This is a genomic window from Sterolibacterium denitrificans (assembly GCF_900174485.1).
Taxonomy (GTDB): domain Bacteria; phylum Pseudomonadota; class Gammaproteobacteria; order Burkholderiales; family Rhodocyclaceae; genus Sterolibacterium; species Sterolibacterium denitrificans.
This window is the reverse complement of sequence record NZ_LT837803.1, coordinates 1,503,305-1,529,107: the sequence shown is the minus strand read 5'-3', so window position 1 is coordinate 1,529,107 and position 25,803 is coordinate 1,503,305. Positions and strand designations below refer to the sequence as shown.

At 64.5% G+C, this 25,803-nt stretch carries 25 protein-coding genes; 18 read left to right on the top strand and 7 right to left on the bottom strand.

Annotated elements, in window-relative coordinates:
• Positions 1-19: 19 nt before the first annotated feature.
• From SDENCHOL_RS07010 to SDENCHOL_RS07000, 3 genes are all read right to left on the bottom strand, one after another.
• Positions 20-607, bottom strand: coding sequence for a pseudouridine synthase (locus tag SDENCHOL_RS07010; protein ID WP_154716573.1), 588 nt, complete (start codon positions 605-607; stop codon positions 20-22).
• The gene (aceK, locus tag SDENCHOL_RS07005) at positions 604-2,397 is read right to left on the bottom strand and encodes a bifunctional isocitrate dehydrogenase kinase/phosphatase (RefSeq protein ID WP_231912932.1); all 1,794 of its coding nucleotides are present in this window, start codon (positions 2,395-2,397) and stop codon (positions 604-606) included. The genes SDENCHOL_RS07010 and aceK overlap by 4 nt, the downstream gene beginning before the upstream one ends.
• Positions 2,398-2,632: 235 nt before the next feature.
• Complete coding sequence (locus tag SDENCHOL_RS07000; RefSeq protein WP_154716571.1) at positions 2,633-4,060, bottom strand: OmpP1/FadL family transporter; 1,428 nt, start codon at positions 4,058-4,060, stop codon at positions 2,633-2,635.
• A gap of 198 nt (positions 4,061-4,258) precedes the next feature.
• Between SDENCHOL_RS07000 and SDENCHOL_RS06995 the strand changes: the two genes are divergently transcribed.
• From SDENCHOL_RS06995 to SDENCHOL_RS06915, 18 genes are all read left to right on the top strand, one after another.
• Positions 4,259-5,245 carry a PhoH family protein gene (locus SDENCHOL_RS06995; protein WP_154716570.1) on the top strand — a complete coding sequence of 329 codons (987 nt, stop codon included), beginning with the start codon at positions 4,259-4,261 and terminating at the stop codon, positions 5,243-5,245.
• Positions 5,217-5,759, top strand: coding sequence for an rRNA maturation RNase YbeY (gene ybeY, locus SDENCHOL_RS06990; RefSeq protein ID WP_154716569.1), 543 nt, complete (start codon positions 5,217-5,219; stop codon positions 5,757-5,759). The genes SDENCHOL_RS06995 and ybeY overlap by 29 nt, the downstream gene beginning before the upstream one ends.
• Before the next feature lie 24 nt (positions 5,760-5,783).
• Complete coding sequence (locus tag SDENCHOL_RS06985; protein WP_154716568.1) at positions 5,784-6,620, top strand: HlyC/CorC family transporter; 837 nt, start codon at positions 5,784-5,786, stop codon at positions 6,618-6,620.
• On the top strand, positions 6,613-8,106 hold the full coding sequence (gene lnt / locus SDENCHOL_RS06980; protein WP_154716567.1) for an apolipoprotein N-acyltransferase: 1,494 nt from the start codon (positions 6,613-6,615) through the stop codon (positions 8,104-8,106). The genes SDENCHOL_RS06985 and lnt overlap by 8 nt, the downstream gene beginning before the upstream one ends.
• Before the next feature lie 194 nt (positions 8,107-8,300).
• Positions 8,301-8,759 (top strand): type II secretion system protein N, encoded by a 459-nt coding sequence (locus SDENCHOL_RS06975; protein WP_172955021.1) that lies wholly within the window; start codon positions 8,301-8,303, stop codon positions 8,757-8,759.
• A gap of 43 nt (positions 8,760-8,802) precedes the next feature.
• A complete protein-coding gene (gspD, locus tag SDENCHOL_RS06970) occupies positions 8,803-10,941 on the top strand; it encodes a type II secretion system secretin GspD (RefSeq protein ID WP_154716565.1) in 2,139 nt (712 codons plus the stop codon).
• Positions 10,938-12,455: a type II secretion system ATPase GspE gene (gene gspE, locus SDENCHOL_RS06965; RefSeq protein ID WP_154716564.1), complete on the top strand. Its 1,518-nt coding sequence runs from the start codon at positions 10,938-10,940 to the stop codon at positions 12,453-12,455. The genes gspD and gspE overlap by 4 nt, the downstream gene beginning before the upstream one ends.
• 25 nt (positions 12,456-12,480) lie before the next feature.
• Complete coding sequence (gene gspF / locus SDENCHOL_RS06960) at positions 12,481-13,734, top strand: type II secretion system inner membrane protein GspF (RefSeq protein WP_172955020.1); 1,254 nt, start codon at positions 12,481-12,483, stop codon at positions 13,732-13,734.
• A 30-nt stretch (positions 13,735-13,764) separates the two neighbouring features.
• Positions 13,765-14,202: a type II secretion system major pseudopilin GspG gene (gspG, locus tag SDENCHOL_RS14150; RefSeq protein WP_172955019.1), complete on the top strand. Its 438-nt coding sequence runs from the start codon at positions 13,765-13,767 to the stop codon at positions 14,200-14,202.
• Positions 14,203-14,236: 34 nt separating this feature from the next.
• Positions 14,237-14,734 carry a type II secretion system protein gene (locus SDENCHOL_RS06955; RefSeq protein WP_154716563.1) on the top strand — a complete coding sequence of 166 codons (498 nt, stop codon included), beginning with the start codon at positions 14,237-14,239 and terminating at the stop codon, positions 14,732-14,734.
• Positions 14,731-15,165 carry a type II secretion system minor pseudopilin GspI gene (gspI, locus tag SDENCHOL_RS06950; protein ID WP_154716562.1) on the top strand — a complete coding sequence of 145 codons (435 nt, stop codon included), beginning with the start codon at positions 14,731-14,733 and terminating at the stop codon, positions 15,163-15,165. The genes SDENCHOL_RS06955 and gspI overlap by 4 nt, the downstream gene beginning before the upstream one ends.
• Positions 15,166-15,201: 36 nt before the next feature.
• The gene (locus SDENCHOL_RS06945; protein ID WP_172955017.1) at positions 15,202-15,969 is read left to right on the top strand and encodes a type II secretion system protein GspJ; all 768 of its coding nucleotides are present in this window, start codon (positions 15,202-15,204) and stop codon (positions 15,967-15,969) included.
• Positions 15,966-16,910 carry a type II secretion system minor pseudopilin GspK gene (gspK, locus tag SDENCHOL_RS06940; RefSeq protein ID WP_154716560.1) on the top strand — a complete coding sequence of 315 codons (945 nt, stop codon included), beginning with the start codon at positions 15,966-15,968 and terminating at the stop codon, positions 16,908-16,910. Before SDENCHOL_RS06945 ends, gspK begins: the two co-directional genes overlap by 4 nt.
• A 46-nt stretch (positions 16,911-16,956) precedes the next feature.
• On the top strand, positions 16,957-18,261 hold the full coding sequence (gspL, locus tag SDENCHOL_RS06935) for a type II secretion system protein GspL (RefSeq protein WP_154716559.1): 1,305 nt from the start codon (positions 16,957-16,959) through the stop codon (positions 18,259-18,261).
• Positions 18,258-18,761: a type II secretion system protein GspM gene (gene gspM / locus SDENCHOL_RS06930; protein WP_154716558.1), complete on the top strand. Its 504-nt coding sequence runs from the start codon at positions 18,258-18,260 to the stop codon at positions 18,759-18,761. Before gspL ends, gspM begins: the two co-directional genes overlap by 4 nt.
• Positions 18,762-18,826: 65 nt before the next feature.
• The gene (gene gspN, locus SDENCHOL_RS06925) at positions 18,827-19,645 is read left to right on the top strand and encodes a type II secretion system protein N (protein ID WP_154716557.1); all 819 of its coding nucleotides are present in this window, start codon (positions 18,827-18,829) and stop codon (positions 19,643-19,645) included.
• Between the two features lie 21 nt (positions 19,646-19,666).
• Entirely contained in the window at positions 19,667-20,194 is a 528-nt protein-coding gene (locus SDENCHOL_RS06920; protein WP_154716556.1) for a hypothetical protein, read from the top strand.
• A 158-nt stretch (positions 20,195-20,352) separates the two neighbouring features.
• A complete protein-coding gene (locus SDENCHOL_RS06915) occupies positions 20,353-20,805 on the top strand; it encodes a lysozyme inhibitor LprI family protein (RefSeq protein WP_154716555.1) in 453 nt (150 codons plus the stop codon).
• Positions 20,806-20,823: 18 nt separating this feature from the next.
• Here the strand turns inward: SDENCHOL_RS06915 and SDENCHOL_RS06910 are convergent, their stop codons facing one another.
• From SDENCHOL_RS06910 to SDENCHOL_RS06895, 4 genes are all read right to left on the bottom strand, one after another.
• Positions 20,824-22,404, bottom strand: coding sequence for a DHA2 family efflux MFS transporter permease subunit (locus SDENCHOL_RS06910; RefSeq protein WP_154716554.1), 1,581 nt, complete (start codon positions 22,402-22,404; stop codon positions 20,824-20,826).
• 36 nt (positions 22,405-22,440) lie between these two features.
• Positions 22,441-23,643: an HlyD family efflux transporter periplasmic adaptor subunit gene (locus SDENCHOL_RS06905; protein ID WP_197706870.1), complete on the bottom strand. Its 1,203-nt coding sequence runs from the start codon at positions 23,641-23,643 to the stop codon at positions 22,441-22,443.
• A 138-nt stretch (positions 23,644-23,781) separates the two neighbouring features.
• Positions 23,782-24,246 (bottom strand): MarR family winged helix-turn-helix transcriptional regulator, encoded by a 465-nt coding sequence (locus SDENCHOL_RS06900; RefSeq protein ID WP_154716553.1) that lies wholly within the window; start codon positions 24,244-24,246, stop codon positions 23,782-23,784.
• Between the two features lie 228 nt (positions 24,247-24,474).
• The coding region (locus SDENCHOL_RS06895; protein ID WP_231912931.1) for a methyl-accepting chemotaxis protein at positions 24,475-25,803 on the bottom strand (1,329 nt) is incomplete at its 5' end.

The window sequence follows — 25,803 nt, the reverse complement described above, 5'->3', positions numbered from 1 at the left end:
TTGCAAAACTTCGGCGGTTTCAAAATCTTGTTGTCGAGCCCAGGCCCAAGCTCAACCCCAACTCTGCGGCATCGGCTTCACGCCATTGCCCCGGCGCCAGCCCCGCCAGCGTCCAGGCGCCAATCGCCCAGCGGATCAGGCGCAAGGTCGGATGGCCGATCTTCGCCGTCATTCGCCGCACCTGGCGGTTCTTGCCTTCGCGCAGCTCGATCTCCAGCCACTGGGTGGGGATCGCCTGGCGATAACGAATCGGCGGATCGCGCGGCCAGAGTCCGGCCGGCTCGTCGATCGGCCGCACGCGGCAGGGGCGGGTACGAAAATCACCCAGATCCAGCCCGCTCGCCATGCGCCGCAGCGCCGCCGCGTCCGGCACGCCCTCCACCTGCGCCCAGTAGATTTTCGGCAGCTTGTGGCGCGGATCGGCAATGCGGCTTTGCAGGCGGCCATCGTCGGTCAGCGACAGCAACCCCTCGCTGTCCGCATCGAGCCGGCCGGCGGCATAGACGCCGGGAATCGGGATGTAATCCTTCAGCGTCCGCCGGCCATCGGCAGCCGTGAATTGGGTCAGCACGCCATGTGGCTTGTTGAACAGGATGAGCCTGCTCATGCCTTGCTGCCGCTGCCCGCGCAATCCGTACAGCCCGGGCCATACAGGTTGCAAAAACGCATGGCCTCGGGATAGGGATAGAAATCCTTGACCACGCCACGGCTGATTTCCTCCTTGGTTTCCTGCCAGAAGGCCACATCGAACAGGTCGGCATGATGGCGCATGAAGGCCGCGCGGATACGCGGCGAAGTCAGCAGGAAGGTGGAAAACTCCTCGGGGAAGACGTCATTGCGCGAAACCGAATACCAGACTTCGCCGGACATTTCCATCTCCGGATAGGGCGCCGGCGGGATGCGGCGAAAATTGCAGTCGGTCATGTATTCGATTTCGTCGTAGTCATAGAAGACGACCCGGCCATAGCGCGTCACGCCGAAGTTCTTCCACAACATGTCGCCGGGAAAGATATTGGCGATTGCCAGTTCTCGGATCGCGTTGCCGTATTCGCGCACGGCATCCTCGATGCGATCCTCGCGCCCCTCGCGCTCGGCCTTTTCCAGATACATGTTGAGCGGCTGCATGCGGCGTTCGATGTAGAGATGCTTGATGACGAGGTATTCCCCCTCCTCTTCGATCAGCGAAGGCGCCAGCCTCTGCAACTCGTCGAGCAGTTCCTGCGAGAACCGCGCCCTGGGCAGCGCGGCATTGGAAAACTCCAGGGTGTCGGCCATCCGGCCGACCCGATCGACCTGTTTGACCAATTGGTATTTGCGCCGCACCGTCGCGTGATCGACATCCTTGGAACTGCCGAACACATCCTTGATCAGCTTGAACACATAAGGATAGGACGGCAGGGTAAACACCAGCATGACCAGGCCGCGTATCCCCGGTGCGATGATGAACTGATCCTGCGAATGCTGCAGATGCTCGATCAGATCGCGGAAGAACGTGGTCTTGCCCTGCTTGCCCAGCCCCAGCATGGTGTACAGCTCGGAGCGCGGCTTGCCCGGCATGATGCTGCGCAGAAACTGCACATAGGCCGAAGGCACCGCCATATCGACCATGAAGTAGGCGCGCGACAGCGAGAACAGCGTGCCGATGCGCCAGGCATCCAGCAGGATCGTATCGACGTACAGCTCGCCTTCCGCCGAATGCAGGATCGGCACGGCGAACGGATATTCATTGGCGCCGTTGATCGCCTTGCCGATGATGTAGGCGGCCTTGTTGCGGTAGAAGGCCGAGCGCAGCACCTGCACCTGCAGGTTGTATTCGCGCTCCGGCCACTCGCCCAGGTGCTGCTCCATCGCCAGGCAGACGTGGTCGATATCGCGCTCCATGTCGGCAAACGGCCGTTGCCAGCCGAAGTCCAGCAGGATGTTGCGGATCACGCTGCGAAAACCGCTGTCGTTCGGATAGTAGCTGCGATAAATCGGCGGATCGGACTCCAGATATTCCGTCGACACCGCCGGCCGCACGAAAATGAAATCGTTCTTGAAATAGGTACGGTGCAGAATCCGGCAGAACACCGAATTGAAAAACGTCTCGGCCAGCTCCGGCTGCTTGTGGTCGAGCAGCAGGTCGATGAACTCCAGCTTGGCCTGGCGCCAGACGTTGTCATCATCCTCCAGCGCCTTGAATTCGCGCTGCATGCGCAGCACCGTTTCGCTGACGCGATCATCGTAGAAGGCGATACGCTCGCGCACCGCGCGCTGCACGCCCTGCCAATCACCGGCATCGAACAATTCCTTGGCCTGTGCCGAACAATTACGGAACAACCGGTAGTGCCGGTCGAAACCGGCAACCAGCGCCTGCGCCATGTCGCGCGCCTTGGTGTTCTGGCTAGAAAAATCCATGCTCATGCCTCAGATCGAACAGCAGAGCATTCTATTGCCGAGGCGGGTCCAGGCCAAAATCCCTGGGAGCGCTGCGTTTCATCATTTCGTCGTTTCATCGCTCCGTACGCATGCCGCAGCCAGTGCAACACTCGCGGCGGCCAGCGCATCGCATCAAACAACGAACAGTAAACGACGATGCCCCTGGCGACCGTCGGGCAACGGAACGCCAGGGGCAAGATGGAGGCGAGACGCCTCAGAACTGCTTCGAGTACTGGACGCCGAGTATGTCCACGCTGTTCTTGTAACCCCCGATGAGGACACCGGAATTGGCGGGATTGCCGCCATCGTCATAAATGCTGGATTTCTTCACGAAGAGGTGGCTATAGCCGATGTCCAGGTTGCTGTCGGCATCCATTCGATACTGGGCGCCGAAAGACAGCCAGGTACGGTCGCTGTCAGGCAGGCGGGGCGTGCGCGTGCTGTCGGGGACGGGCGCCTCATCGAAAGCCAGGCCGCCGCGCAGAGTCCATTGCCCGTCCAGCTTGTAGTTGGTTCCAAGCGCCACGCGCAGGGTGTCGCGCCAGCGTTCGGGCGTGCCGGAAAGCAGGGAGTTGTCGTTGGCGTAATAGAAATCCAGCGACTGGATCTTCGACCAGCCGGTCCAGGACAGATCGCCCAGCAATTCCCAGCGATCATCCAGGCGGTGCTGGGCGCTGAGTATCCAGGTATCCGGCAGCTTGATATCCATATAGACCGCGCCACCGCGCGTCGGCAGGCCGGCGGCGATGGCGTCCGCCGTAGACTGGCTGATGTTGGTGGCAATCAGACCGAGTGCCGTAGCAAGGTTGGCATTCGGAGTGAACCCGGCGGTGCCGGTGACGTGGTACTTCATTTCGGAGCGGTAGGACAACCCCAGGCGAGTGGCCGGAGTGGCCTGCCAGAGGACGCCCAGGTTATAGCCCCAGGCGGAGTCATCGCCGCTAATGTTGGAAAAACCGTAACCGGCCGTTGGGATCAAGCCGTTCAAGCCCAAGCCTCCCAGACCAGGTTGGCCGTGCAGATAGCCGATCAAGGCGGCGTAATTCACCGCGCTGCTGAATTCCCCTTTCAGGCGTTGCCAATTGGCGCCGACGCCGATGGCAATCTGGTCATTCAGCTTGAAAGACAGGGAAGGATTGAGGTTGATCGTCTTGACGTCGGACTTGATGCCATGGAAACGGCCATTCCAGTCGGGGTCATATTCGGTCTTCAAGCCAAAGGGCGCGCCCATCCCCAGGCCGAAGCTGATCTGCTGGCTGAGGGGTATGACGAAGTAGGCATGCGGCACATACGCCAGATCGCCGGCATCTCCCCCGTTGCCGTTACCCAGAACCTGTTGATAGGCGGCCACGCTGCCGCGATCGGAGAACTTTGCCTGCGGCTTGATCAAATCCAGACCGAAGGCGAGATGTTTTTTATTCGGCGTCAGATACGCCATGCCGGCCGGATTGAAGAACACCGTGCTGGCATCCTCGGCCACGGCGGCCGAACCGGCAAAGGCATTGCCGATGCCGCTGGCGTTCTGTTCGAGCAACTGGAAACCCGAGGCGCCGGCATGGCCGGCAAACAGGGCGGCAACCAGGGCAGGCAGTGTCTGCAGGGCATGGCGAACCAGGGAGGGGGAATGGCTGTTCTTCTGCATGGTGGCTCCTTCCTTCTGTGATGAAACGGGATGATGGGCTGACTGCAAGCGGGTGTCCGACGCCGATCCTATGCGGCAGGTATGCAGTCTTTCAGAAGCCTTGCAGGCTGTCAATGCGTGGCGTGCGAGCATGGCGCGTGTTGCGATTGCCGCTGATTCCCGGCAGAATTTGGCTTTTCCGGATACGCGCCAAGACACTTGAAGGACTCTGCCGCAACCTCGCTTTCGATCCAGCTCGAGCCTGCCGACAATCAACGGCTCGCCAATCTGTGCGGCGCGCTCGACGAAAACCTGCGCCAGATCGCGACAGCCTGCGACGTGCAGCTCACCCGCCGGGGCGATCGCTTCCGCATCAAGGGCGACAATGCCCGGCTCGCCGCAACGGCCTTGCGCTTGTTCTACGAAAAGAGCAAGGAACCGCTGCCGATCGAGGACATCCAGCTCGACCTGATCGAACTCATCAATCAGGGGACGGCCGCGAGGTCAACGGATGCCGCAAATGCCACAAAATCTTGCGGACTCATCACGCGCAAGGCCGATCTGCACGGCCGCACGCCGCGCCAGGTGCAGTATCTCAAGCAGATCCAGGAACACGACATCACCTTCGGCATCGGCCCGGCCGGCACCGGCAAGACCTATCTCGCCGTCGCCAGCGCGGTCGACGCGCTGGAGCGCGACCAGGTCAGCCGCATCATTCTGACGCGTCCCGCCGTGGAAGCCGGCGAGCGTCTGGGCTTTCTGCCCGGCGATCTGGCGCAGAAGGTCGATCCGTACCTGCGCCCGCTCTACGATGCGCTGTACGACCTGATGGGCTTCGACAAGGTCGGCAAGCTGTTCGAGCGCCAGGCCATCGAAATCGCCCCGCTCGCCTACATGCGCGGGCGCACCCTGAACCACGCCTTCATCATTCTGGATGAAGCGCAGAACACCACGCCGGAGCAGATGAAGATGTTCCTGACGCGCATCGGCATCGGCGCCAGGGCGGTGGTCACCGGCGACGTCACCCAGGTCGATCTGGCGCGCGGCCAGAAGAGCGGCCTGGTCGAAGCGCGGCGCATCCTCGAAAAGGTGCGCGGCATTGCCTTCACCGATTTCCTTGCTGCGGACGTCGTCCGTCATCCGCTGGTGGCGCGCATCGTTGCCGCCTACGAAAGCCATGACCAGGCAGCGCAAGAAGATCCCTGACGGCCGACCCGGGGCGCAGCGTTCAACGCGTCTGTCGCTGGCCGTCCAATACGCCTGCGCGGATCCGGCGCTGCCCTCGCGCGCGCAACTGCGCCGCTGGGTGCGTGCCGCACTGAACGCCGCCAGCGCAACCAGCGCAGTCAACGATAGCGCCACGGTGACGATACGCTTCGTCGATGCCGAGGAAGGCCGCGCGCTGAACCACGCATACCGCAGCCAGGCGGGCCAGTCGCGCGACTATGCCACCAACGTGCTGTCCTTTCCCTACGCCCCGCCGCCGCAACTGGCCGGCGATCTGGTGATCTGCCAACCGGTCGTCCGGCGCGAAGCCACGGCGCAGGACAAGCCGCTGCGGCATCACCTCGCCCATCTGGTCATTCATGGCATGCTGCATCTGCAGGGTTTCGACCACGAAAGCGATGCCGACGCCCTGCGCATGGAAAACGAGGAACGCCGCATTCTGGCCCGCTTCCGCATTCCCGATCCTTATCGAGCCGAGCGGATCGCGCACTGATTTCACTTTCAACTCACCAGACCCATGGACCCATCCAGTCGACCTTCCCTGCTTGAACGCCTTTCCGCGCTGCTGACGCGCGTTCCCGAAGATCGCGAAGAGCTGCTCGAACTGCTGCACACCTCATTCGAGCGCAACCTGCTCGATGCCGATGCGCTCTCGATCATCGAAGGCGCGCTCGAAGTCTCCGACATCCAGGTGCGCGACATCATGGTGCCGCGCGCCCAGATGGACGTCGTCGACATCGAGGATCCCATCGAGAAAATCACCGAATTCGTCATCGAGGCTGCCCACTCGCGTTTTCCGGTGATCGGCGAAAACCGCGATGACCTGCTCGGCATCCTGCTCGCCAAGGACTTGCTGCGCTACTTTGCCGGCAAGGAATTCAACCTGCGCGACACCCTGCGTCCGGCCGTCTTCATTCCCGAGTCCAAACGGCTGAACATCCTGCTGCGCGAATTCCGCGTCTCGCGCAACCACATGGCCATCGTCGTCGACGAGTACGGCGGCGTGGCGGGCCTGGTCACCATCGAGGACGTGCTCGAACAGATCGTCGGCGACATCGACGACGAATACGATTTCGACGAAGCCGGCGACAACATCGTGCTCGACAACACCGGCCGCTACCGCGTCAAGGCCACGACGGAAATCGAGGATTTCAACCAGGCCTTCAAGACCGAGCTGCCAGATGAGGAATTCGACACCATCGGCGGCCTGGTCCTCCAGCATCTGGGCCGCCTGCCCAAGCGCGGCGAAGTCGTGCAGATCGGCAACCTGCGCATCCAGGTGCTGCGCGCCGACAGTCGGCGCGTGCATACGCTGCTGGTCGACCCGCAGCGCCTGATCCCGCTCGATGAATAGAGCCAGGCTCCTGCCCGTCGCAGCCTTCCTGCTCGGCGCGCTGAGCGTGCTCGGCTACGCCCCGTTCGCGCTGTTCCCGCTGCCCGTTCTCAGTCTTGCCGCGCTGTTCCTGCTCTGGCGCGGCGCCGCATCCGCCAGAAGCGCGGCCTGGCTGGGCTGGCTGTGGGGTTGCGGCGTTTTCCTCTGCGGCGTCTCCTGGGTCTACATCAGCCTGCACGACATGGCCGGCATGTTCGCCCCGGTCGCCGCTGGCGCGACCCTGGCGCTGTGCATGTACATGGCGCTGTTTCCCGCGCTGGCCGGCGCGCTGTTCGCGCGGCTGCGCAGTGGCCGGCCGTTTGCCGACACGCTGCTGGCCGCCGGCAGCTGGACGCTGAGCGAATGGCTGCGCGGCTGGCTGCTCACCGGCTTTCCCTGGCTGGCCAGCGGCTATGCCCATACGCCGCCCAGCCCGCTGGCCGGCTATGCCGCCGTCGTCGGGGTCTATGGCATCGGCCTGTTCGCCGCCATCATGGCCGGGCTCATCGCCTTCGGCCTGCAGCGCCGCCAGACACGCGGCACGTGGATGGCGGTCGTCGCCGTCCTGTTGCTCATTCCCGCCTGCGGCGCGCTGCTGACCCGCATGGACTGGACGCAACCCCAGGGCGAGCCGCTGACCGTCAGCCTGCTGCAGGGCAACGTCCCGCAGGACGGCAAATGGAATGCCGACCGTATCTCCTACTCACTGGCCACCTACGCCGAACTGCTGCACGCCCATCCGGCGCAACTGGTGGTGATGCCGGAAACGGCCCTGCCGATGCTTCTCGATCACGTTCCGCGCGATTACCTGGCCATGCTGATGGACAAAGGCCCGGTGCTGACCGGCGTGGCCGCCACCGCCCGCGAATCCGGTTATCCCGGCGGCCCGCTCAACATTGCCCTGGCCATCAGCCAGGGGCAAGAGCTGCAGTACTACGCCAAGACCCACCTGGTGCCCTTCGGCGAATACATTCCCCCCGGCTTCGCCTGGTTCATGGACATGATGCACATGCCGATGGCGGATTTCATCCCGGGGCCGCGCGTGCAAAAACCGCTGGAAATCGCCGGCCAGCAGATTGCCGCCAACATTTGTTACGAAGACCTGTTCGGCGAGGAAATCATCCGCGCCCTGCCGCAAGCCACATTGCTGATCAATCTGTCCAACACCGCCTGGTTCGGTGATTCGCTGGCCCAGCCGCAGCATCTGCAGATCGCCCGCCTGCGCGCCCTGGAAACCGGCCGCACCATGCTGCGCGCCACCAATACCGGCATGACGGCGGCGATCGCCCCGGACGGCCGCATCATCGGCGTGCTGCCACCGTTCATCAGCGCCGGACTGACGGTGGAAGTCCAGGGCTACGGTGGGACAACGCCCTATGTGCGCTGGGGCAACAAGCTGGCCGTGACACTCGCCCTGCTGGCGCTGCTGCCAGCCTGGCGCGCGCGCCGCAACGCCCGAACCGGCTGAACGCCGCTGCAAGCGGCAGACCTCGCAGCCCTGCCGCTTCGCCGGCCGGCCGAAAAGCATTTATGGCGATGCTATACTGCCCAGCCCGCCTCTGGCCGCACGTGCGCATCGTCGCATCGGCACATTCTCGAATTTACGAACTCACGCATTCTCACATTCGCAAACCCATGCCTGCCTGGCCCCGTTTATCCGCGATGAATCCGCTGTCCCCGCCGCCCTGGCTAGGTCACCTGGCCAGCGGACTGATGCTGATGCTGCTGGCCTGGCTATGCGCCAGCATCTACTGGGCGCTGACCTTGCCGACGAGCACGCCGCCGGTGACGGCGCTGGAAACCGACCCGCAGCGTCTGGCCCAGGCCATCGGCGCGCACCATCTGTTCGGCACCGCCGACAGCACAGGAAACACGAACAGTGCGGACAACCTATCCAGCGCGACCGGCGAACTCCGCCTCATCGGCGCCATCGCCGCCCAGAAAGACGGCCGGCCGGCCTATGCGCTGATCGCCATCGAAGGCAGCCCGCCGGAAGTCGTGCGCGAAGGCGATGAAGTCGCGCCCGGCATCGTCCTGCAGCGCGTTCTGGCGCGTGAAGTGACGTTGCTGCATCACGGTCGGTCCCGCACCCTGTCCCTGCCGGAACACGGCAATCCCTGACTTCCTCGACCTCCCTGCCTGAAACCAGAAACTGGACAAGCCGATGGCAACCATGCCGAAACAGATCGTTCCATCCGTGACCGGGCCGCGGCGCCGCCGCGCCCCGCTGGCCGCTCTCCTGCTGATCTCCTGCCTGTGGCTGGGCGCATTGCCATTGATGCCCACGGCAGCCCATGCCGAAGAGGACAAGGTCACCCTGAACTTCGTCAATGCCGACATCGAAACCGTCACCAAGGCCGTCGCGCAGATCACCGGCAAGAGCTTCCTGCTCGATCCGCGCGTCAAGGGCACGGTGAATGTCGTCTCCAGTCGTCCCGTTCCGCAGTCGCTGGCCTACCACTACCTGCTCTCGGCCCTGCGCATGCAGGGCTTTGCCGCCGTGGAAAGCAATAATGTCGTGCGCATCATGCCCGAGGCGGACGCCAAGACGCATGCCGGCCCGACGCAACGCGGCCTCAGCGGCGATCAACTGGTGACGCGCGTGTTTTCGCTGCGCCATGAAACCGCCGGCAACATGGTCGCCGCCATTCGCCCGCTGGTCGCCCCCAACAATCCGGTCAGCGCCAATCCGGGCAGCAACAGCCTGGTCATCAGCGACTACGCCGACAACCTGAACCGCCTCGAAAAAATCATCGCCGCGCTGGATACGCCCTATGGCACGGAGCCGCAGATCATCGCCATCCAGCACGGCTCGGCCATCGACCTGGCCAACACGCTCAACCGGATCTACGGCAGCGACGGCGGCAATGTCGCCAACCCGCAGCAGCGCGTCAGCATTCACGCCGACACCCGCAGCAATGCGCTGATCGTGCGTTCCGACAATCCCACCAAACTCAGCCATGTCCGCAGCCTGATCACCTCCCTGGACCAGCCTTCCGCCAACAGCGGCAACATCCATGTCGTCTATCTGAAGAATGCGGAAGCGGTGAAAGTTGCCCAGACCCTGCGCGCCATCGTCAGCAATGACGTCAGCGCGGCAAGCTCGTCCGCCGGCGCATCCCCGGCCACCGCCCCGCTCGCTGCGGCAGGCAGCGACGGCAATGCGCTGGACAATGGCCTGACCGGCGCGGCCAATTTCGTCAATCCCGTCAATTCCACCAACGCTGCCGGCAATCCAAGCGCCCAGACCGGCGGCTTCATCCAGGCGGATGCCAGCAACAATGCCCTCATCATCACCGCCCCGGAGCCGGTCTACAACAACCTGCGGCAAGTCATCGACATGCTCGACCGGCGGCGCGCCCAGGTGCTCGTCGAAGCCCTCATCGTCGAGCTGACTTCGGATCGCGCCAGCGAACTCGGCGTCCAGTGGCTGGGTGGCAGCGTCAGCTCCGGCAAGAACACCGCCGTCGTCGGCGGCACCAACTTCGGCGCGGGCAGCCGCAACCTCAACGGCTTCATCGAAAACCTGGCCCAGGCGCGCAACACCGGCACGCTGGGGCTGGCCCCCGGCCTCAACCTCGGCATCATCTCGGATCCGGCCGGACTGGGCGTGCTGGTGCGCGCGCTGGAAAACGATGCCAATGCCAACATCCTGTCCACGCCCAATCTGCTGACGCTCGACAACGAAGAAGCCAAGATCGTCATCGGCAGCAACGTGCCCTTCATTTCCGGCCAGTACGCGGCCACCGGCAACAGCGTCACGGCCACGCCCTTCCAGACCTACGAACGCAAGGATGTCGGCCTGATGCTGAAGGTCAGGCCGCAGATTTCCGAAGGCGGCCTGGTGCGCCTGCAGATCTACCAGGAAGCCTCCAGCATCCAGGAAAACACGCTGTCCAACGTCTCCGGACCGAGCACCAACAAACGCTCCATAGAAACTTCCGTGGTGGTCGACGATGGCGCGACCATCGTCATCGGCGGCCTGATCCAGGACAGCGCCGGCGCCGGCAAGGACAAGGTGCCGCTGCTCGGCGACATCCCCGTCGTCGGTTCCCTGTTCCGCTACGAAACGCGCAAGCGCACCAAGACCAACCTGATGGTCTTCCTGCGGCCGCAGATCGTGCGCGATGCCGCCGGCTACCGGAAACTCACCGGGGATCGCTACGATTACGTCATCGGCGAGCAAAAGAAGGCCGCCGGCAGCGTGCGCCTGATGGCCAACGAAACCGCGCCGCCCCTGCTGCCGAAACTCAACCAGGCGCTGGAATTCAGCCCGGCAGCCTCCCCGCAGGCCGGCGAATGACGGCAAACGGCGCAAGCTGGCGACCGCCCTACGGCTACGCCAGAACGCATGGCCTGATCGTCGTCGGCAATGATGCGGGCACGGATGCGGATGATGATGCCGCCCTGCACGTCCAGGTGCGCGACGACGCAGCCGCCACGACGCTGACCGCGCTCGACGAACTGCGCCGCCACACCGGCCGCGCGCTGCGCCTGACGCTGTGCGACCCGGCGCGCTTCGAGCAGCAACTCGCCGCCACCTACAGCCGCACCGACCAGACCGCCGCCGAGGTGGCCGACGACATCGGCCAGGAAATGGACCTGAGCCGCCTGGTGCAGGAACTTCCACCCATCGAGGATCTGCTCGAAAGCGAGGACGACGCGCCGATCATCCGCATGATCAACGCGCTGTTCACCCAGGCGGTGCGCGAACAGGCTTCCGACATCCACGTCGAAGCCTTCGAGCAGCATTCGACCGTGCGCTTCCGCATCGACGGCGTGCTGCACGACGTCATCCACCCGCACCGCGCGCTGCATGCGGCGATGGCTTCGCGCATCAAGATCATGGCCCAGCTCGACATCGCCGAAAAACGCATGCCGCAGGATGGCCGCATCACCATCCGCATTGCCGGCAAGCCGATCGACGTGCGCGTCTCGACCATTCCCACCAGCCACGGCGAGCGCATCGTCATGCGGCTGCTCGACAAGGACCCGGCCCGCCTGCATCTCGACGTCCTTGGCATGGCCGCCGACACGCTCGGCCAGGTGGATCGCCTGATCCGCCAGCCGCACGGCATTTTTCTGGTCACCGGCCCGACCGGCTCGGGCAAGACCACCACACTGTATGCCGCGCTCAGCCGCCTCGACGCCACGCGGCTGAACATCATGACGGTGGAAGACCCGGTCGAATACGACCTGGCCCACATCGGCCAGACCCAGGTCAATCCGCGCATCGGCCTGGATTTCGCCAAGGCCCTGCGCTCCATCCTGCGCCAGGATCCGGACGTCATCATGATCGGCGAAATCCGCGACCTGGAAACCGCGCAGATCGCCGTGCAGGCCAGCCTCACCGGCCACATGGTGCTGGCCACGCTGCACACCAACGACACGGCCAGCGCCGTCACGCGCCTCGTCGACATGGGCATCGAACCCTTCCTGCTCGCCTCCAGCCTGGCCGGCGTGCTCGCCCAGCGCCTGGTGCGCCGCCTCTGTCCGGAATGCAAGCAGGCGCGGCCGGCCACGCCCGAGGAAGAAGCGCAATTCACCGGCCATCCCACTGCCGCGCCGCGCCACCTGTACCACCCGCACGGCTGCCCAAGCTGCAACCACACCGGCTATCAGGGACGCATGGGCATCTACGAACTGCTCGAGGTCGACGATGCGCTGCGCCGGATGATCCATGCCGGCAGCGCCGACCAGGCACTGCGCGAGCATGCCCTGGGCGCGGGCACCCGCCCCCTGCGCGAGGACGGACTGCGCTGGGTGCTGGCCGGAGAAACCACGCTGGAAGAAATCCTCCGCGTGACCCGCGACTAGCCGTCGACGAGGCAAGCGGCACAGCATGGCAGCCTTCAATTACCAGGCCCTCGACGCCAGCGGACGCCAGGTCGACGGCGTGCTGGAAGCCGACACCAGCCGCGCCGCCCGCAGCCAGTTGCGCGAACGGCAGTTGTTCCCCATCAGCGTCACGCCCGTTGCCGGCGCCGGGCGCAATGCAGGTGCAGCGACATCGGCGCCGCTGCGCCTGGCGCGGCGCGCAATCTCCGCCGGCAGCCTGAGCCTGCTGACCCGCCAGTGGGCGATACTGCTGGAAGCCGGGCTGACCGTCGAACAATCGCTGACCGCGCTGATCGAGCAAAACGGACAGAATGAACACGAACACGGTGCCGCCGGCATCCGGCAAACGCTGGCCGGCGTGCGCGCCGAAGTCCTGGCCGGACATACGCTGCACGCGGCCCTGGCCCAGCATGCCGAAAGCTTCCCGCCGATCTATCGCGCCGTCGTCAATGCCGGCGAAAAATCCGGCGAACTGGCCCGGCTGCTGCTGCGCCTGGCCGATCATCTGGAAGCCTGGCAGGCCACCCGGCAGAAAGTGCTGCAGGCGCTGCTCTATCCGGCCCTGGTCAGCGCGATCGCCCTGCTGGTGATCGTCGGCCTGCTCACCTACGTCGTGCCGCAGATCGTCGAAGTCTTCAAGCAGGGCAAGCAAACCCTGCCGCTGCTCACCCGCGCCCTGATCCTCATCAGCGATTTTCTGCGCAGCCATTTTTACTGGCTGCTGCCCGTGCTCATTGCCGCCAGCCTCGGCACGCGCCGGCTGCTGCAGCGCGACGACCGCCTGCAACTGCGCTGGCATCGCCGCCTGCTCGAACTGCCGCTGCTCGGGCGCCACCTGCGCACTCTCGACAGCGCCCGCCTGGCCAGCACCCTGGCCATCATGGTGGGCAGCGGCGTGCCCCTGCTCACCGCCCTGGAAACCGCCCGCGACGTGCTCGCCAACCGCGTGCTGCGCGCCGCGCTCGACCAGGCCATCCGCCTGGTGCGCGAAGGCAACCCGCTGCATCGCGCGCTTGGCGCGGAAAAACTCTTTCCGCCCCTGCTGATCCACATGATCGCCAGCGGCGAAGCCAGCGGCACGCTCGCCCACATGCTGGAGCGCGCCGCCGTGCAGCAGCAGGCCGAACTCGACCGGCGCACCGCCGTCGCCCTCGGCCTCTTCGAGCCGCTGCTGATTCTGTTCATGGGCGGCATCGTCCTGCTGATCGTTCTTGCCGTGCTGCTGCCCATCATCGAAATCAACATGCTTCTGCAATAGTGCAAACAGTCCAAACACCGGGAACCCGCCATGTCCAAACATCCTGCCCCCCGCCAAAGCGGCTTCACCCTGATCGAAATCATGGTCGTCGTGGTCATCCTCGGCATCCTCGCCGCCCTGGTGGTGCCGAAGATCATGAGCCGCCCCGACGAGGCGCGGGCCGTCGCCGCGCGCCAGGACATCGCCTCGCTGGTCGGCGCGCTCAAGCTCTACCGCCTCGACAACAAGCGTTATCCCGCCACGGAACAGGGCCTGCAGGCGCTGGTCAGCCGCCCCGAGGCCGGCCCCGCTGCCGACAACTGGAATCCCGGCGGCTACGTCGAAAAGCTGCCGCTGGACCCCTGGGGCCATCCCTATCAATATCTGAATCCCGGCCTGCGCGGTGAAATCGACGTCTTCAGTTTCGGCGCCGACAACGCGCCCGGCGGCACGGGACTCGATGCCGACATCGGCAACTGGCAGTTGTAACCCGCCACGCTCTTCACCACCCTCACCCTCTGCAATGCAGCAGCGCGGCTTCACGCTGATCGAAATGCTGGTGGTGCTGGTCATCATCGGCATCCTGAGCACGGCCGTCGCACTCAGCATCAGCCCCAGCCCGCGCCGCCTGCTGGACGCGGAAGCCGTGCGCCTGGCCAGCCTGCTCGAAAGCGCCAATGCCGAAGCCCTGGCCGGCCAGCGCCGGCTGGCCTGGACGATGCACGAGCACGACAACGGCTACGATTTTCTGCTTGCCGACGATGCGCTCACCACCACGCCACGCTGGCTGCCCGTCGGCATGGATGATCGTTTCCGCAGCCGCCGGCTCGACGACGAAGTGCGCATCAGCCACGTCGAAGTCGATGGCCAGGCATTGGCGGCGGGGGAACTGCTGATCTTCCGGCGCGGCGATCCGCCGCTGTTTCGCATCATCCTGTCCGCCGGCAAAGACCGGACAGTCGCGACGAGCACCGTGCTCGGCCTGCCCAGCGGGCGCGTCACGGTGACGGACGGAAAATGAGCACGCGCATCGAGCGCGGCCGCATGAACTTCGGCAAACCGCCTGCGCATCACGGCTTCACCCTGCTCGAAGTCCTCGTCGCCCTGACCGTCCTCGCCCTGGCACTGATGGCCGCGCTGCGCGCCGGCGCCGCAGCGGCCGACCATGCCGCCGAACTGCAACGGCGCCAACTGGCCGACTGGGTGGCCCAGGATCGTCTCGAAGAACATCGCGCCCGCCGCGACTGGCCGGCACCCGGCAACCACGGGGGCGAAGCCGAACAAGGCGGCCGCCGCTTTCTCTGGCAGGAAACCGTCAGCCCCACGGCCAACAGCCAGTTCCGCCGCATCGACATCCAGGTGCGCGAGGGCGAAGCTGAAGCCGGAGCAGGAACCACCGACGGCCCCGTTCTCGCCCGCCTGAGCGGCTTTCTCGTCCAGCCACGCTATTGATCGCAAATGCACCGCGCCACGACATCTCCACACCGCATGACCCGCTCCCGGCGCCGGCACCAAGGCTGCGGCGGCATGACGCTGATCGAGTTGCTGGTTGCCGTCGCGCTGCTGGCCGTCATCGCCAGCCTGGCCTACCGCGGCCTGGATAACCTCGCGCGCAACGGCAATCACCTGATCGACGACGGCCGGCGCTGGCAGGATATCGCCCTGTTCTTCAATCGCTTCGGCAATGACGTGGCGCAGCCGGCACGCCGTCCCATCCACACCGGCGCGCCGCGCGACGGCCGATCGGGCAAGGCAAGCGCGGCGGCGGACGGCAATTTCAACCAACGCTTTGCCGCGATGTATTCCAGCGCGCTCGGCGCCATGGCGCAACGCGCCGATGACAGCAACGCGCCCACGCTGCCGGCCTGGCAGGGACTGCCGCTGGCCGCGCTCGATGCCGCGGACGAGAGCGACCGCGCCGCGCTCGAATTCACCCGCAAGTCGGCCAGCGGACGCGACGAGCTGCGCCTGGGCTACCGCCTGCGCGGTACGCAGCTCGAACTGCTGCTCTGGCCCGTGCTGGACAGAAAAACGGATTCCTATCCGGCGCCGGATGCAAACGCCCGCCCCGCCATCCATCCATTGCTCGACGGCATCCGCGCCCTGCGCTTCGAGCATCTCGACGACGGCGGCAACTGGCTGGATCACTGGCCGCCTCAGGGCGCGCCCGACGACATGCTGCCGCGCGCCGTCGCCATCGAACTGATCCTGCAGGACGGCACGCGCCTGCGCCGCATCTTCGCCCTGCCCGCATGAAAAGCAGCCCGCCCCCGACACGGCGCCAGCAAGGCGCTGCGCTCATCATGGCGCTGCTGGTGGTTGCCCTGGCCACGCTGCTGGCAACCTCGCTGATCTGGCAGCAGAACGCCTGGCTGCGCGGCATGGAAACCCGCCGCGACCTGGCCCAGGCACGCCAGCTCGCCAGCGCCGGCATCGACTGGGCGCGCGCCGTGCTGGCCGAAGATGCGCGCAAAAGCCGCTACGACCACCTCGGCGAACCCTGGGCCACCCGCGTGCCGGCCATGCCGGCGGAAGGCGGCGAAATCGGCGGCGCCATCACGGACGAGCAGAGCAAATTCAACCTCAACAACCTCGTTCGCAACGGCCGGCGCGACGAAGCCGAACTGCAGGTTTTTCGCCGTCTGCTGCAACTACTGCAACTGCCGGCGCAACTCGCCAGCAGCCTGGCCGACTGGCTGGACGCCGACGACCGGCCCGGTGCGAACGGTGAGGATGGCGCCGAGGACGCGTACTACCTGAACCTGCAGCCTCCCTACCGCGCAGCCAACCGCGAGCTCACCGACATCGACAACCTGCTGCGCGTGCGCGGCTATACGGCGGACATCGTCGAGCGCCTGCGGCCCTATGTCAGCGTGCTTCCCGGCTATAATCCGCTGAACGTCAATACTGCCGGCGCGCTGGTACTGAGCGCCGTTCTCCATGATTTTCCCGTCACGGAAATCCATCAGGTCGTTGCCGAGCGCGAGCGGATTCCCTTTCTCGACATCGGCGATTTCCGCAAACGCCTGGCCAATCAGGAACACATCATGCAGCCAGGCATCGAGCGCCTCGATACCCGCAGCAGCCACTTCAGCGTCGCGTTGCACGCCCGCTACGGCAATGCCGACACGCGCGTCCAGGCGCTGCTGCAGCGCACGGCCATCTGGCCGCGCATCGTCTGGCAGAAGTTTGAATGAATGGCGCAGCCAGGCCGCGTCCATGAGCAGATGAGTAGATGAGCCAATGAGCAAACCGCCCGCCACCACCTTGCGCCTCTACCTGCCGGCCGGCTGGCCCGGCCGGCAAACGCGTTGCGAGTGGCTGCTGCTGAATGCCGGCGGCGCGCGGCTGCAAAGCGGCAACGGCGAACCGCGCCACTGGCCGGCAGCCGATCGCTGCGAGCTGGTGCTGACGGCCGAACAATGCCTGCTCGCTACAGTCAGCCTGCCCAAAACGGCGCGCGCCCGCACGGCGGAAGTCATCGGCTATGCGCTCGAAGAGCAACTGCTGGGCGATGCGGCGAACGAACATTTCGTCGTCGGCAGCCCTGCCGGACACGCTGCCGCAACCGACGGCACGGCGACAGGCACGGCAGTCTGGGCGATCGCCCGTTCCCGTCTGCAGGCGCTGCTCGCCACGCTGCGCGCGCTCGGCTACGAGCCGCAGCGCCTCATCAGCGAACTGCAACTGCTACCCGCCAGCACGAACTGGACGCTCTGCCTCAAGCCCCAGGCCGGCTTCCTGCGCACGGCCAGCGAGGCGGGCTGCAGTTTCGACCTCGCCGGCGGCCCGAACGTCCCGGAGGCCCCGGACGCCCTGCACGAACCGCCGGCGGAATTGCGCCTGGCGGTCGCTGCCGCGCGCAAGGCCGGCACCCTGCCTGCCGCCATCGAGATTCATCTCGCCCCCGGCGTGAGCATCGACGCGGCACGACTGCAAGCCTGGCAAGCGACCCTCGGCCTCCCCTTGCAGCCGGCTGGCGAATACGACTGGCGCAACCAGCCCGGCCACGATGCGCGCAATCTATTGACCGGCGAATTCGCCCCGCCACGCACGGCAGGCGAAGGCTGGGGCACGCTGCGCCCGGCGCTGTGGCTGGGCGGGCTGGCGCTGCTCATCTACAGCCTGTTCAGCTTCGGCGAATGGGCCTGGCTGAATCGCGAAGAAACTCGCTTGCGCCAGCAAATGACGGCGCAATTTCGCAGCAGCTTTCCGCAGGCGCAGACCATCGTCGATCCGCCCCTGCAGATGCAGCGCCTGCACGACCAGTTGCGCCGCGAACACGGCCAACCCGGTGCGGACGATTTCCTCAGCCTGCTTGCCGCCGCCAGCGCCTCCCTGCCGAATCCAGCTCAGTTGCGCCTGATCACCTATGCAACGGGCCGCCTCGAACTGACGCTCACCCTGGCCGATGCCGGCGCAGTCGAACACCTGCGCGACAGCCTGACGCGCCGTGGTTTCGATGTCGTCATCCGCGATACGCGTCCGGCAAGCGGCAGCGCAGGTGCCGCGATCGAAGCCGTGCTTGCCCTGCGGAGCCATCCATGAGCCGGTATCTGCAAGCGCTCGCCGCCTTCTGGCAAGCCCGCGCGCCGCGCGAACGGCTGTTTCTCGCCGCGCTGGCCGTCTTCCTGGTGCTCGCCCTGCTCATCAACGGCCTGTGGCACGCCCATCAGGCGCGCGCGCACCTGCGTCAGCAACTGCCGCAACTGCGCCTGCAACTGGCCGCCATGCAGCAGCAAGCGGCAGACATCCGCGCGCTGCAAAGCCAGCCGGTCAATCCGCCGCTTGGCGCAGCCAGCCTGCAGCAGACGGCGGAAACGCTGCTGCTTCAGGCCGGCCTGAAGCTGGGCGCCGGCCAACTGCAAACTGCCGGCGCGCGCCAGCTCCGGCTGCAGGCCGAGCTGCCCTTCGAACGCTGGCTCGATGCGCTCGCCCTGCTGCAGCGCGATGCCCGGCTGCGCCTGGTGCAAAGCCGGGTGGAAGCCACCGGCAGCCCCGGACAGGTGCGCATCGACGCGCTGTTCAGCCTGCCCGAGCCGAACTGAGGCAAACTGGCGCCGACTGCCCTTGCCCCCCAACCGATCCCGACCGCGACCACACTCCCATTCCCATGCGCAAACGACTCGGCTACAGCCTGCTGTTCCTCGCCCTGTTGCTGCTGGCCGCCATCAGCCAATGGCCGGCCGCCACCTTGGCCTCGCTGCTGGAACGCGCCAGCAACGATCGATGGCGCCTGACCTCGCCCAGCGGCAGCATCTGGCACGGCGCCGGCATGCTCCTCGCCCGTGCCGACAAAAATACGCCCTGGCGCAACATCCAGAACATCACCTGGCAAATCCGCCCGGCCGAATTGCTGCTCGGCCGGCTAGTCGCGGATATTTCGCCGGAGCAGGGCCGGCTGCGCCTGAGTGCGGGCATCTCCGGCCTGCAGGCGGAAAACGTCGAACTGGGATTGCCGGCCGCAGCCATCGCCCCGCTGCTGCCCGGCGCGCTCGGCCGCTACCGCTGGCAAGGCATGTTGCGGGCCGATGGCGAACGCTTCGGCTGCAACTGGGCCGGCAGCGACTGCCAGGGCGGTCTGGAAATCTTCTGGCGCGAGGCCTCGCTGGGCGAAATCCCCGGCATCGTACTGGGGGACTACCACATCAAGCTCACCGGCCAAGGGTCCGCCACGAAAATCGGGCTGCAGACCCTGCGCGGCCATCTGCAGATCGACGGCAGCGGCGAATTCACCGCCGACGGCGGCCTGCATTTCAGCGGCCTGGCCTCCGCGCCCAGCCTACCCATCGCAACCGTCGCAGCCGATCCCGCCCTGGTCGCCGCAACCCTCGACGACAGGCTGCCGAATCCTCTGGCTGCCCTGCTGAACACCCTCGGCCGCCCGGCAGGCGACGGGAAATACCTGCTCGAATATCGCCAGACCCGCTAGCGCGAGACGCGACACGCATCCATGCGCCTGAATTTCGACTTCATCGCCAAGGGCTCATTCCAGACCACGGCCGATGGACAACGCCTGTTCTATCCGAACGGCATGCTCGGCAAAAGCTACATCATCGACTCCGAGGAACGCTACCAGCGCCTGTTCCGCCAGCAGAAGCACTGGGGACTCGCCATCATGGCGCTGATCTCACTGCTGGTCATCGGCAAGGCCGACGGACGGATCATCCTCTTCGCATTCATCGCCCTCAACCTGCTCAAGCAGCTCGTCGTGCGCCGGACGACGCGGCACATGCCGGTATCGGCGACCCGCTATTCGATCGGCCATTTTCTCGATGACAGCCTGCCGCTCCACAAGCTGAGCCGGCGCAAACAGTTCGGCCTGCTGGCCGTCGGCAGCCTGGCCTGCGCCTCCCTGGCGCTGCTTGCCGCCAGCGGCTGGTACCCGGATAGCCGGCACGGGCTGGTCAGTTGGTCCTTCATCTGCGCCCTGATCGCCTACCTGGCGCTGCGCGCGCTGCGGGCAGGCAATCTGCGCTGACTCGCCGACTGCAGCCGGCCCGGGTAACGCGGGCGGCACAGGCAGTACAGGCGCGGCACGCCGCGCAGCTTGAAAATGCCGGGGATGCCCTCATATCCGTGGCTGCAATCAAGGCCGCAATCCCCATCGCAACGTTGCACATTGACCGGGAGTTCCTCATGCATCAGTCCAGGAAACACGCCAATCACCTTCTGACGGCCCTGCTGGCCACCCTGTTTTTCATCGGCAGCGGCACCGCCTTCGCCAAGACACCGCCCTGTCTCGATCAGGCCCGTTCGAGCAGTGAAATCGACCAATGCGGCGGCCCGCTGATCAGCCATCTGGAAGCCCGGATGGAAAGCGATTACAAGCGCCTGCATGAAAAATTCGCCGGCAACGAGAAAATGCAGGAAATGCTCAAGGCCAGCCGCGAAAGCTGGGTGCTTTACCGCAACAACCAATGCCTGATGGAAGCCTCGGCCGCCAGCGGACAATATGTCGTCAAGCCGCTTTCGCTGGAAGCCAACAAGGTCTATTTCAAGTGCATGCTGCGGACCTTCGGCGAAATGCGGACGACGCTGGAAAAACTCCGCGTCGATGACGAGCATGCCAAGACCGGCAGCCCGCAGTAGCGCTTTGCCGCCGTCGCGCTAATGCGCGCCCCCGCCATCGGCCACACCGACGGCGCCGCCCGGCCGTGAGAGCCAGACGACGGCAATCAGTCCCAGGCAAAGCCCGGCAGAAGCCAGGAACAGGTCATTCGCGCTCAGCATGTAGGCCTGCTGCTCGATCAGTCGATTGATGTAGGCCAGCCCTCGCCCGTCTTCCATGCCGAGCGCGGAAAACTGCCGCAGCGCTTCCGTCGTCGGCAGGCTGGCGCCGTTGATCGACTCCACCAGCCCGGCATGATGCAAGGCGGCGCGATCTTCCCAGAGCGTCGTGAAAATCGACGTGCCGAAGGCGCCGGCGGTGATGCGGACGAAATTCGACAGCCCGGCCGCCGCCGGAATGCGCTCCGGCGACAGACCCGAGAGAATCAGCGCCATCAGCGGCACGAAGAAGAAAGCCATGGGAATCCCCTGAATGATGGACGGCAGCATCAGGGTGAATAAGTCCGCCTGGACATTGAACTGCGCCCGCATCCAGAACACCAGGGCGAAGCTCGCGAAGGCTACGGTGGCCATGATGCGCAGATCCACTTTCTGCAGATTCTTGCCGACGAAGGGCGTGATCAGTATCGCCAGTATGCCGACCGGCGCCATCAGCAAGCCCGCCCAGGTCGCCGTATACCCCATGAATTGCTGCAGCCAGAGCGGCAGCAACACCACATTGCCGAAGAAAATGCCGTAGCCCAGCGACAGCGACAGCGTGCCCGCCCAGAAATTGCGCCGTTTGAACAGGCTCAGATCGACGATCGGATGCGCTTCGGAAATCTCCCAGATCAGGAAGAAAACGAAACCGATGGCCGCGATCAGCGCCAGCGCGATGATCCAGACGGAAGCGAACCAGTCGAGCTCCTTGCCGTTGTCCAGCATGATCTGCAAGGCACCCACCCAGATGATCAGCAGCGCCAGGCCGACGGTATCGATCGGCAGCTTGCGCGTCGGCGATTCGCGATCCCTGTAGAGCAGCCAGGTAGCGACGATGGCGAACAGGCCCACCGGAATGTTGATGTAGAAAATCCACGGCCAGGAATAACTGTCGGTGATCCAGCCGCCCAGCATCGGCCCCATCACCGGCGCGACCAGCGTGGTCATCGACCAGAAGGCCAGTGCGATGCCGGATTTTTCCTTGGAATAACTCTGCAGCAGCAAAGACTGGGAAAGTGGAATCATCGGCCCGGCCACCAGCCCCTGCAGCACGCGGAAGACCACCAGCGTGGCGAAATTCGGCGCCAGGCCGCACAACAGCGAAGCGATGACGAACAGCAGGATGCTCAGGGTAAACAGACGCACCATGCCGAAACGCTGGGTCAGCCAGCCCGTCAGCGGTACGGAGATCGCATTCGACACCGCGAAACTGGTGATGACCCAGGTGCCCTGGCTCGGACTGACGCCGAAATCACCCGCAATCGCCGGAATCGACACATTGGCGATCGACGAATCGAGCACGTTCATGAAAGTCGCCAGCGACAGGGCGACCGTGCCCAGCACCAGCTTGCCGCCAGTCAGCGGTGGCGGATCGAAGCGGGAGATCGTCGCGGCGTCGGCGCCTGCTGCGGCTTCAGCCATGCGCAGCGCCCGTCAAAGCGGACGGCAGGCAATCATTCATGGCGCAGCCTGGCCGAGATTGCCGGCAATGATCGCCTCGACGCGCGCATCCGCCGCCCGTTCCAGATCGGCATAAACGCTGGTCGCCGATACCGACGCGGCCTGGCCGGCGCTGGCATCCGTCACGGCATGGCCGGACTGGTCGCGCACGTCGATGCTCGCCTCCATGGAAAGCCCGACCCGCAATGGCGTCTCGATCAATTCGGACGCATCGAGGCGGATGCGCACCGGGACCCGCTGCACGATCTTGATCCAGTTGCCGGTGGCATTCTGCGCCGGCAACAGGGAAAAGACGGCGCCGGTTCCCGCGGCCAGGCCGGCGACATGGCCGTGAAACTTGCGGCGGCTGCCATACACATCGGCCGTCAGCTCCACCGCCTGGCCGATGCGCAGTTTTTCCAGTTGCGATTCCTTGAAATTCGCATCGACCCACACCTGATCCAGCGGCACGATGGCCATAATCGGCACGCCGCTGTTCACCCGCTGGCCAACCTGGACATGGCGCTGGGCGACGGTGCCGGCGACGGGCGCGACGATCTCCCGCCGCTGATGCGCCAGCCAGGCCTCGCGATAACTTGCGGCCGCCGCCAGCACGCGCGGATGCCGACTCACTTCGACGCCCGCGGTCTGCGTCTGGTTTTTCGCCAGTTGCTCCTGCGCCTCGTTCAGCGCGGCCAGGGCTGCCGCATGCAGCGCATTGGCGTTGGCCACCGCCGTGCGCAAATGCTGCACTTCTTCGAGCGACACCGCGCCCGCATCCAGCAAACCCGCGCGCCGCGCCAGATCCGTCTTCAGCCGCGACCGCTCGAACTCGCTGCGCCGCACGTCGGCCTGACGCGCGCTCACCAGCGCCGCCAGCGCCTTGTCGGTGGCATACAAGGCCCGCGTATCACGCACCGTCTGCGCCAAACGGGCTTCCGCCTGGTCCAGCGCCAGCCGCGAATCCAGCGGATCCAGGCTGGCCAGCACCTGCCCGGCCTGCACCTGATCGGTGTCATTGACGTTCACCGCCACCACCGTCCCGCCGGCCAGCGGCGTCACCTGCACCACATTCCCCTGCACATAGGCATTGTCGGTGTACACCTTGTGGCGGGCGACCATGCCCCAGTACAGTGCGTAGCCCAGCGCCAGCAGCAGGCACAGCAGGGTGAAGGCAATCATTCGCCCCCGGCGCGGATTGGGTGGATTGGGGGAACTCACGGAACTGCCGCCCGATAAACCGCCTGCCTCGGATCGTGGAGTATTTGCATTGCTCATGAACGTTGCACCAGGAAAATTGGAGGCGTGTATCTGTGAATCAACGAATCAATGAATCGGTAAATCACCCCTGTCGCCAGCTCAATCGAGCTGCCCCAGATTGTCCAGGGCGCGATTCAGGTAATCCTTGAACTGCAGGTACTCTTCCTCGGAAAAACCCTCCAGAAACTGATTGGCCAGCCCGCTGATGATGCCGGGTACTTCGTCCGCCACGCGCCGTCCTTCTGCCGTCAATTCCAGATTGACGACCCGCCGGTCCGCCGCCGAACGCACGCGCCGGATCAAGCCCTTGCTTTCCACGCGATCCAGCAGACGCGTCACCGCCCCGGTATCCAGACCAACCATCCGGGAAATATCCGCCGCCGTCGCGCACGCGCCCTGCTGCAGCAGCAACAGCGGCTTCCACTGCGCATCGGTCAGGCCCAGATCGACCATGCGCCGATCGATCTCCCGCCCCAGCGTCTGCGTCAAGCGGCTGACCAGATAACCGATGCTGTCATTGATGCGGTAGGTATTTGCCTGATAGAAACCCGGTGTCTTGCTCATTTCACTGCCCAGTCAATCACTGACTTGGCAAGTATATACCTGCACCCGCAAGCTGCATAGCAACACCAGACAGAAATTGCGCCTGTCGATTGACAGGGCAATCGTATAAATAACGCCATTGCAATTTGAGGTGTCATGCTTCGATCTGCGCAGCAGCAGATCTTTGGGACGCACTTCGACTAGCAGCAGTCGAGTTTGCAGCCACGGTCCTCTAGCGTCGGAAAGAACTCAAAATAATTCGACACGCGAGGTACCAACAGAGGAAGTTGCCTCCCCACAACGCTGTTTTTTGTCATGAACATCATGCTGTGCCTGCATGACATAGCTGCGCTTGAGCTCTTCGAGATGCCCTTCCAGCAACGTCGTAAGTTGCAACGGAGCCACAAAACCGACACGACTGCCTTGAGCCAGATCGTCAGTCACTCCGCTCAGGCGTTCAAGGCCTTGAATCACCTGTTCGAGCTGCTGACGGATAATGTCCTGAAACTGAAGGTTACCCAAAGTATCCAGGACATCGTGACTGATCTTTTCCGTAGACTGATTGAGAGAACCCGTCAGTTGCTGCAAATAGGTCAGGGTTTCAGCAAAGTGATCGCTCATATTGTGCAGGCGCTCAGTGATTTCATTAAGTTGAAGCTGATCACTACCGCTGTTATCGAGCGCAAAAGCTGTTTTGAGCTCCTTCATGATGGCGCTTGAAACCACTTCAATACCAGTGGAAATTTCCGTGGCTGCTTCGGAAGTTTGATTAGCCAGTTTGCGTATCGCGTCGGCCACGACAGCAAAACCTTGCCCGGATGCTCCCGCTCGTGCGGCTTCTATGGAGGCATTGAGCGACAGTAAGTCGGTTTGTTTGGCGATTTTCTTGATGAGCTCGACCAGCGGCGACAATGAACCGATTTCCGCCACTACCCGAGCAATGCTCTGTTGCATGCACTGCTGACTTTTTTCCCGCGCTTCTCGGTAATCCATCAGAGCCCGGACAGCCTCGAGGTTGCGCTCGATCTCGGTGCCCGACTGAGTAGATAGCGCATTCGAATGCTCCACTGAGACCCGCACTTCCTCGGTCAGACGCTGGCTTTCCTGATTGATATGATCCAGTCGCCCGGCAATGTCGAACGCAGCAACCTCGGTGACACGTACCACATCGACCAAATGGCCACCAAGCACTTCGTTGAAAGTTCTCACTAGCGTCAACTGCCGCGCCATGATTTCAAAATTATCGAGCACATCCTGGCGGTTGCTCGCCCAGTCTGAAGCGGCCTGAACATACTGCGAAAAAGAGCGCTTCAACACCAGCCGGTTGAGCACAATCTGGCCAAAGAACACCAGACTCACTGCCGTCACGCTGGTCACGATAGTGTGCATATCCTCGCCGACCCAATTCAGACGGGCCAGAAAACCATACACCACATCGGACAAAACAACTGCGATCAAAGTAGCAGCGATTGCTAGACCCAAGGTAATCCAGCCGCCATAACGTCGATAGGCAGAAAGCAGTGAGGTTTGCGCCCCGATAATCGACCAGAAGTTTTTACGGGGGGGGGGGGGGGGGGA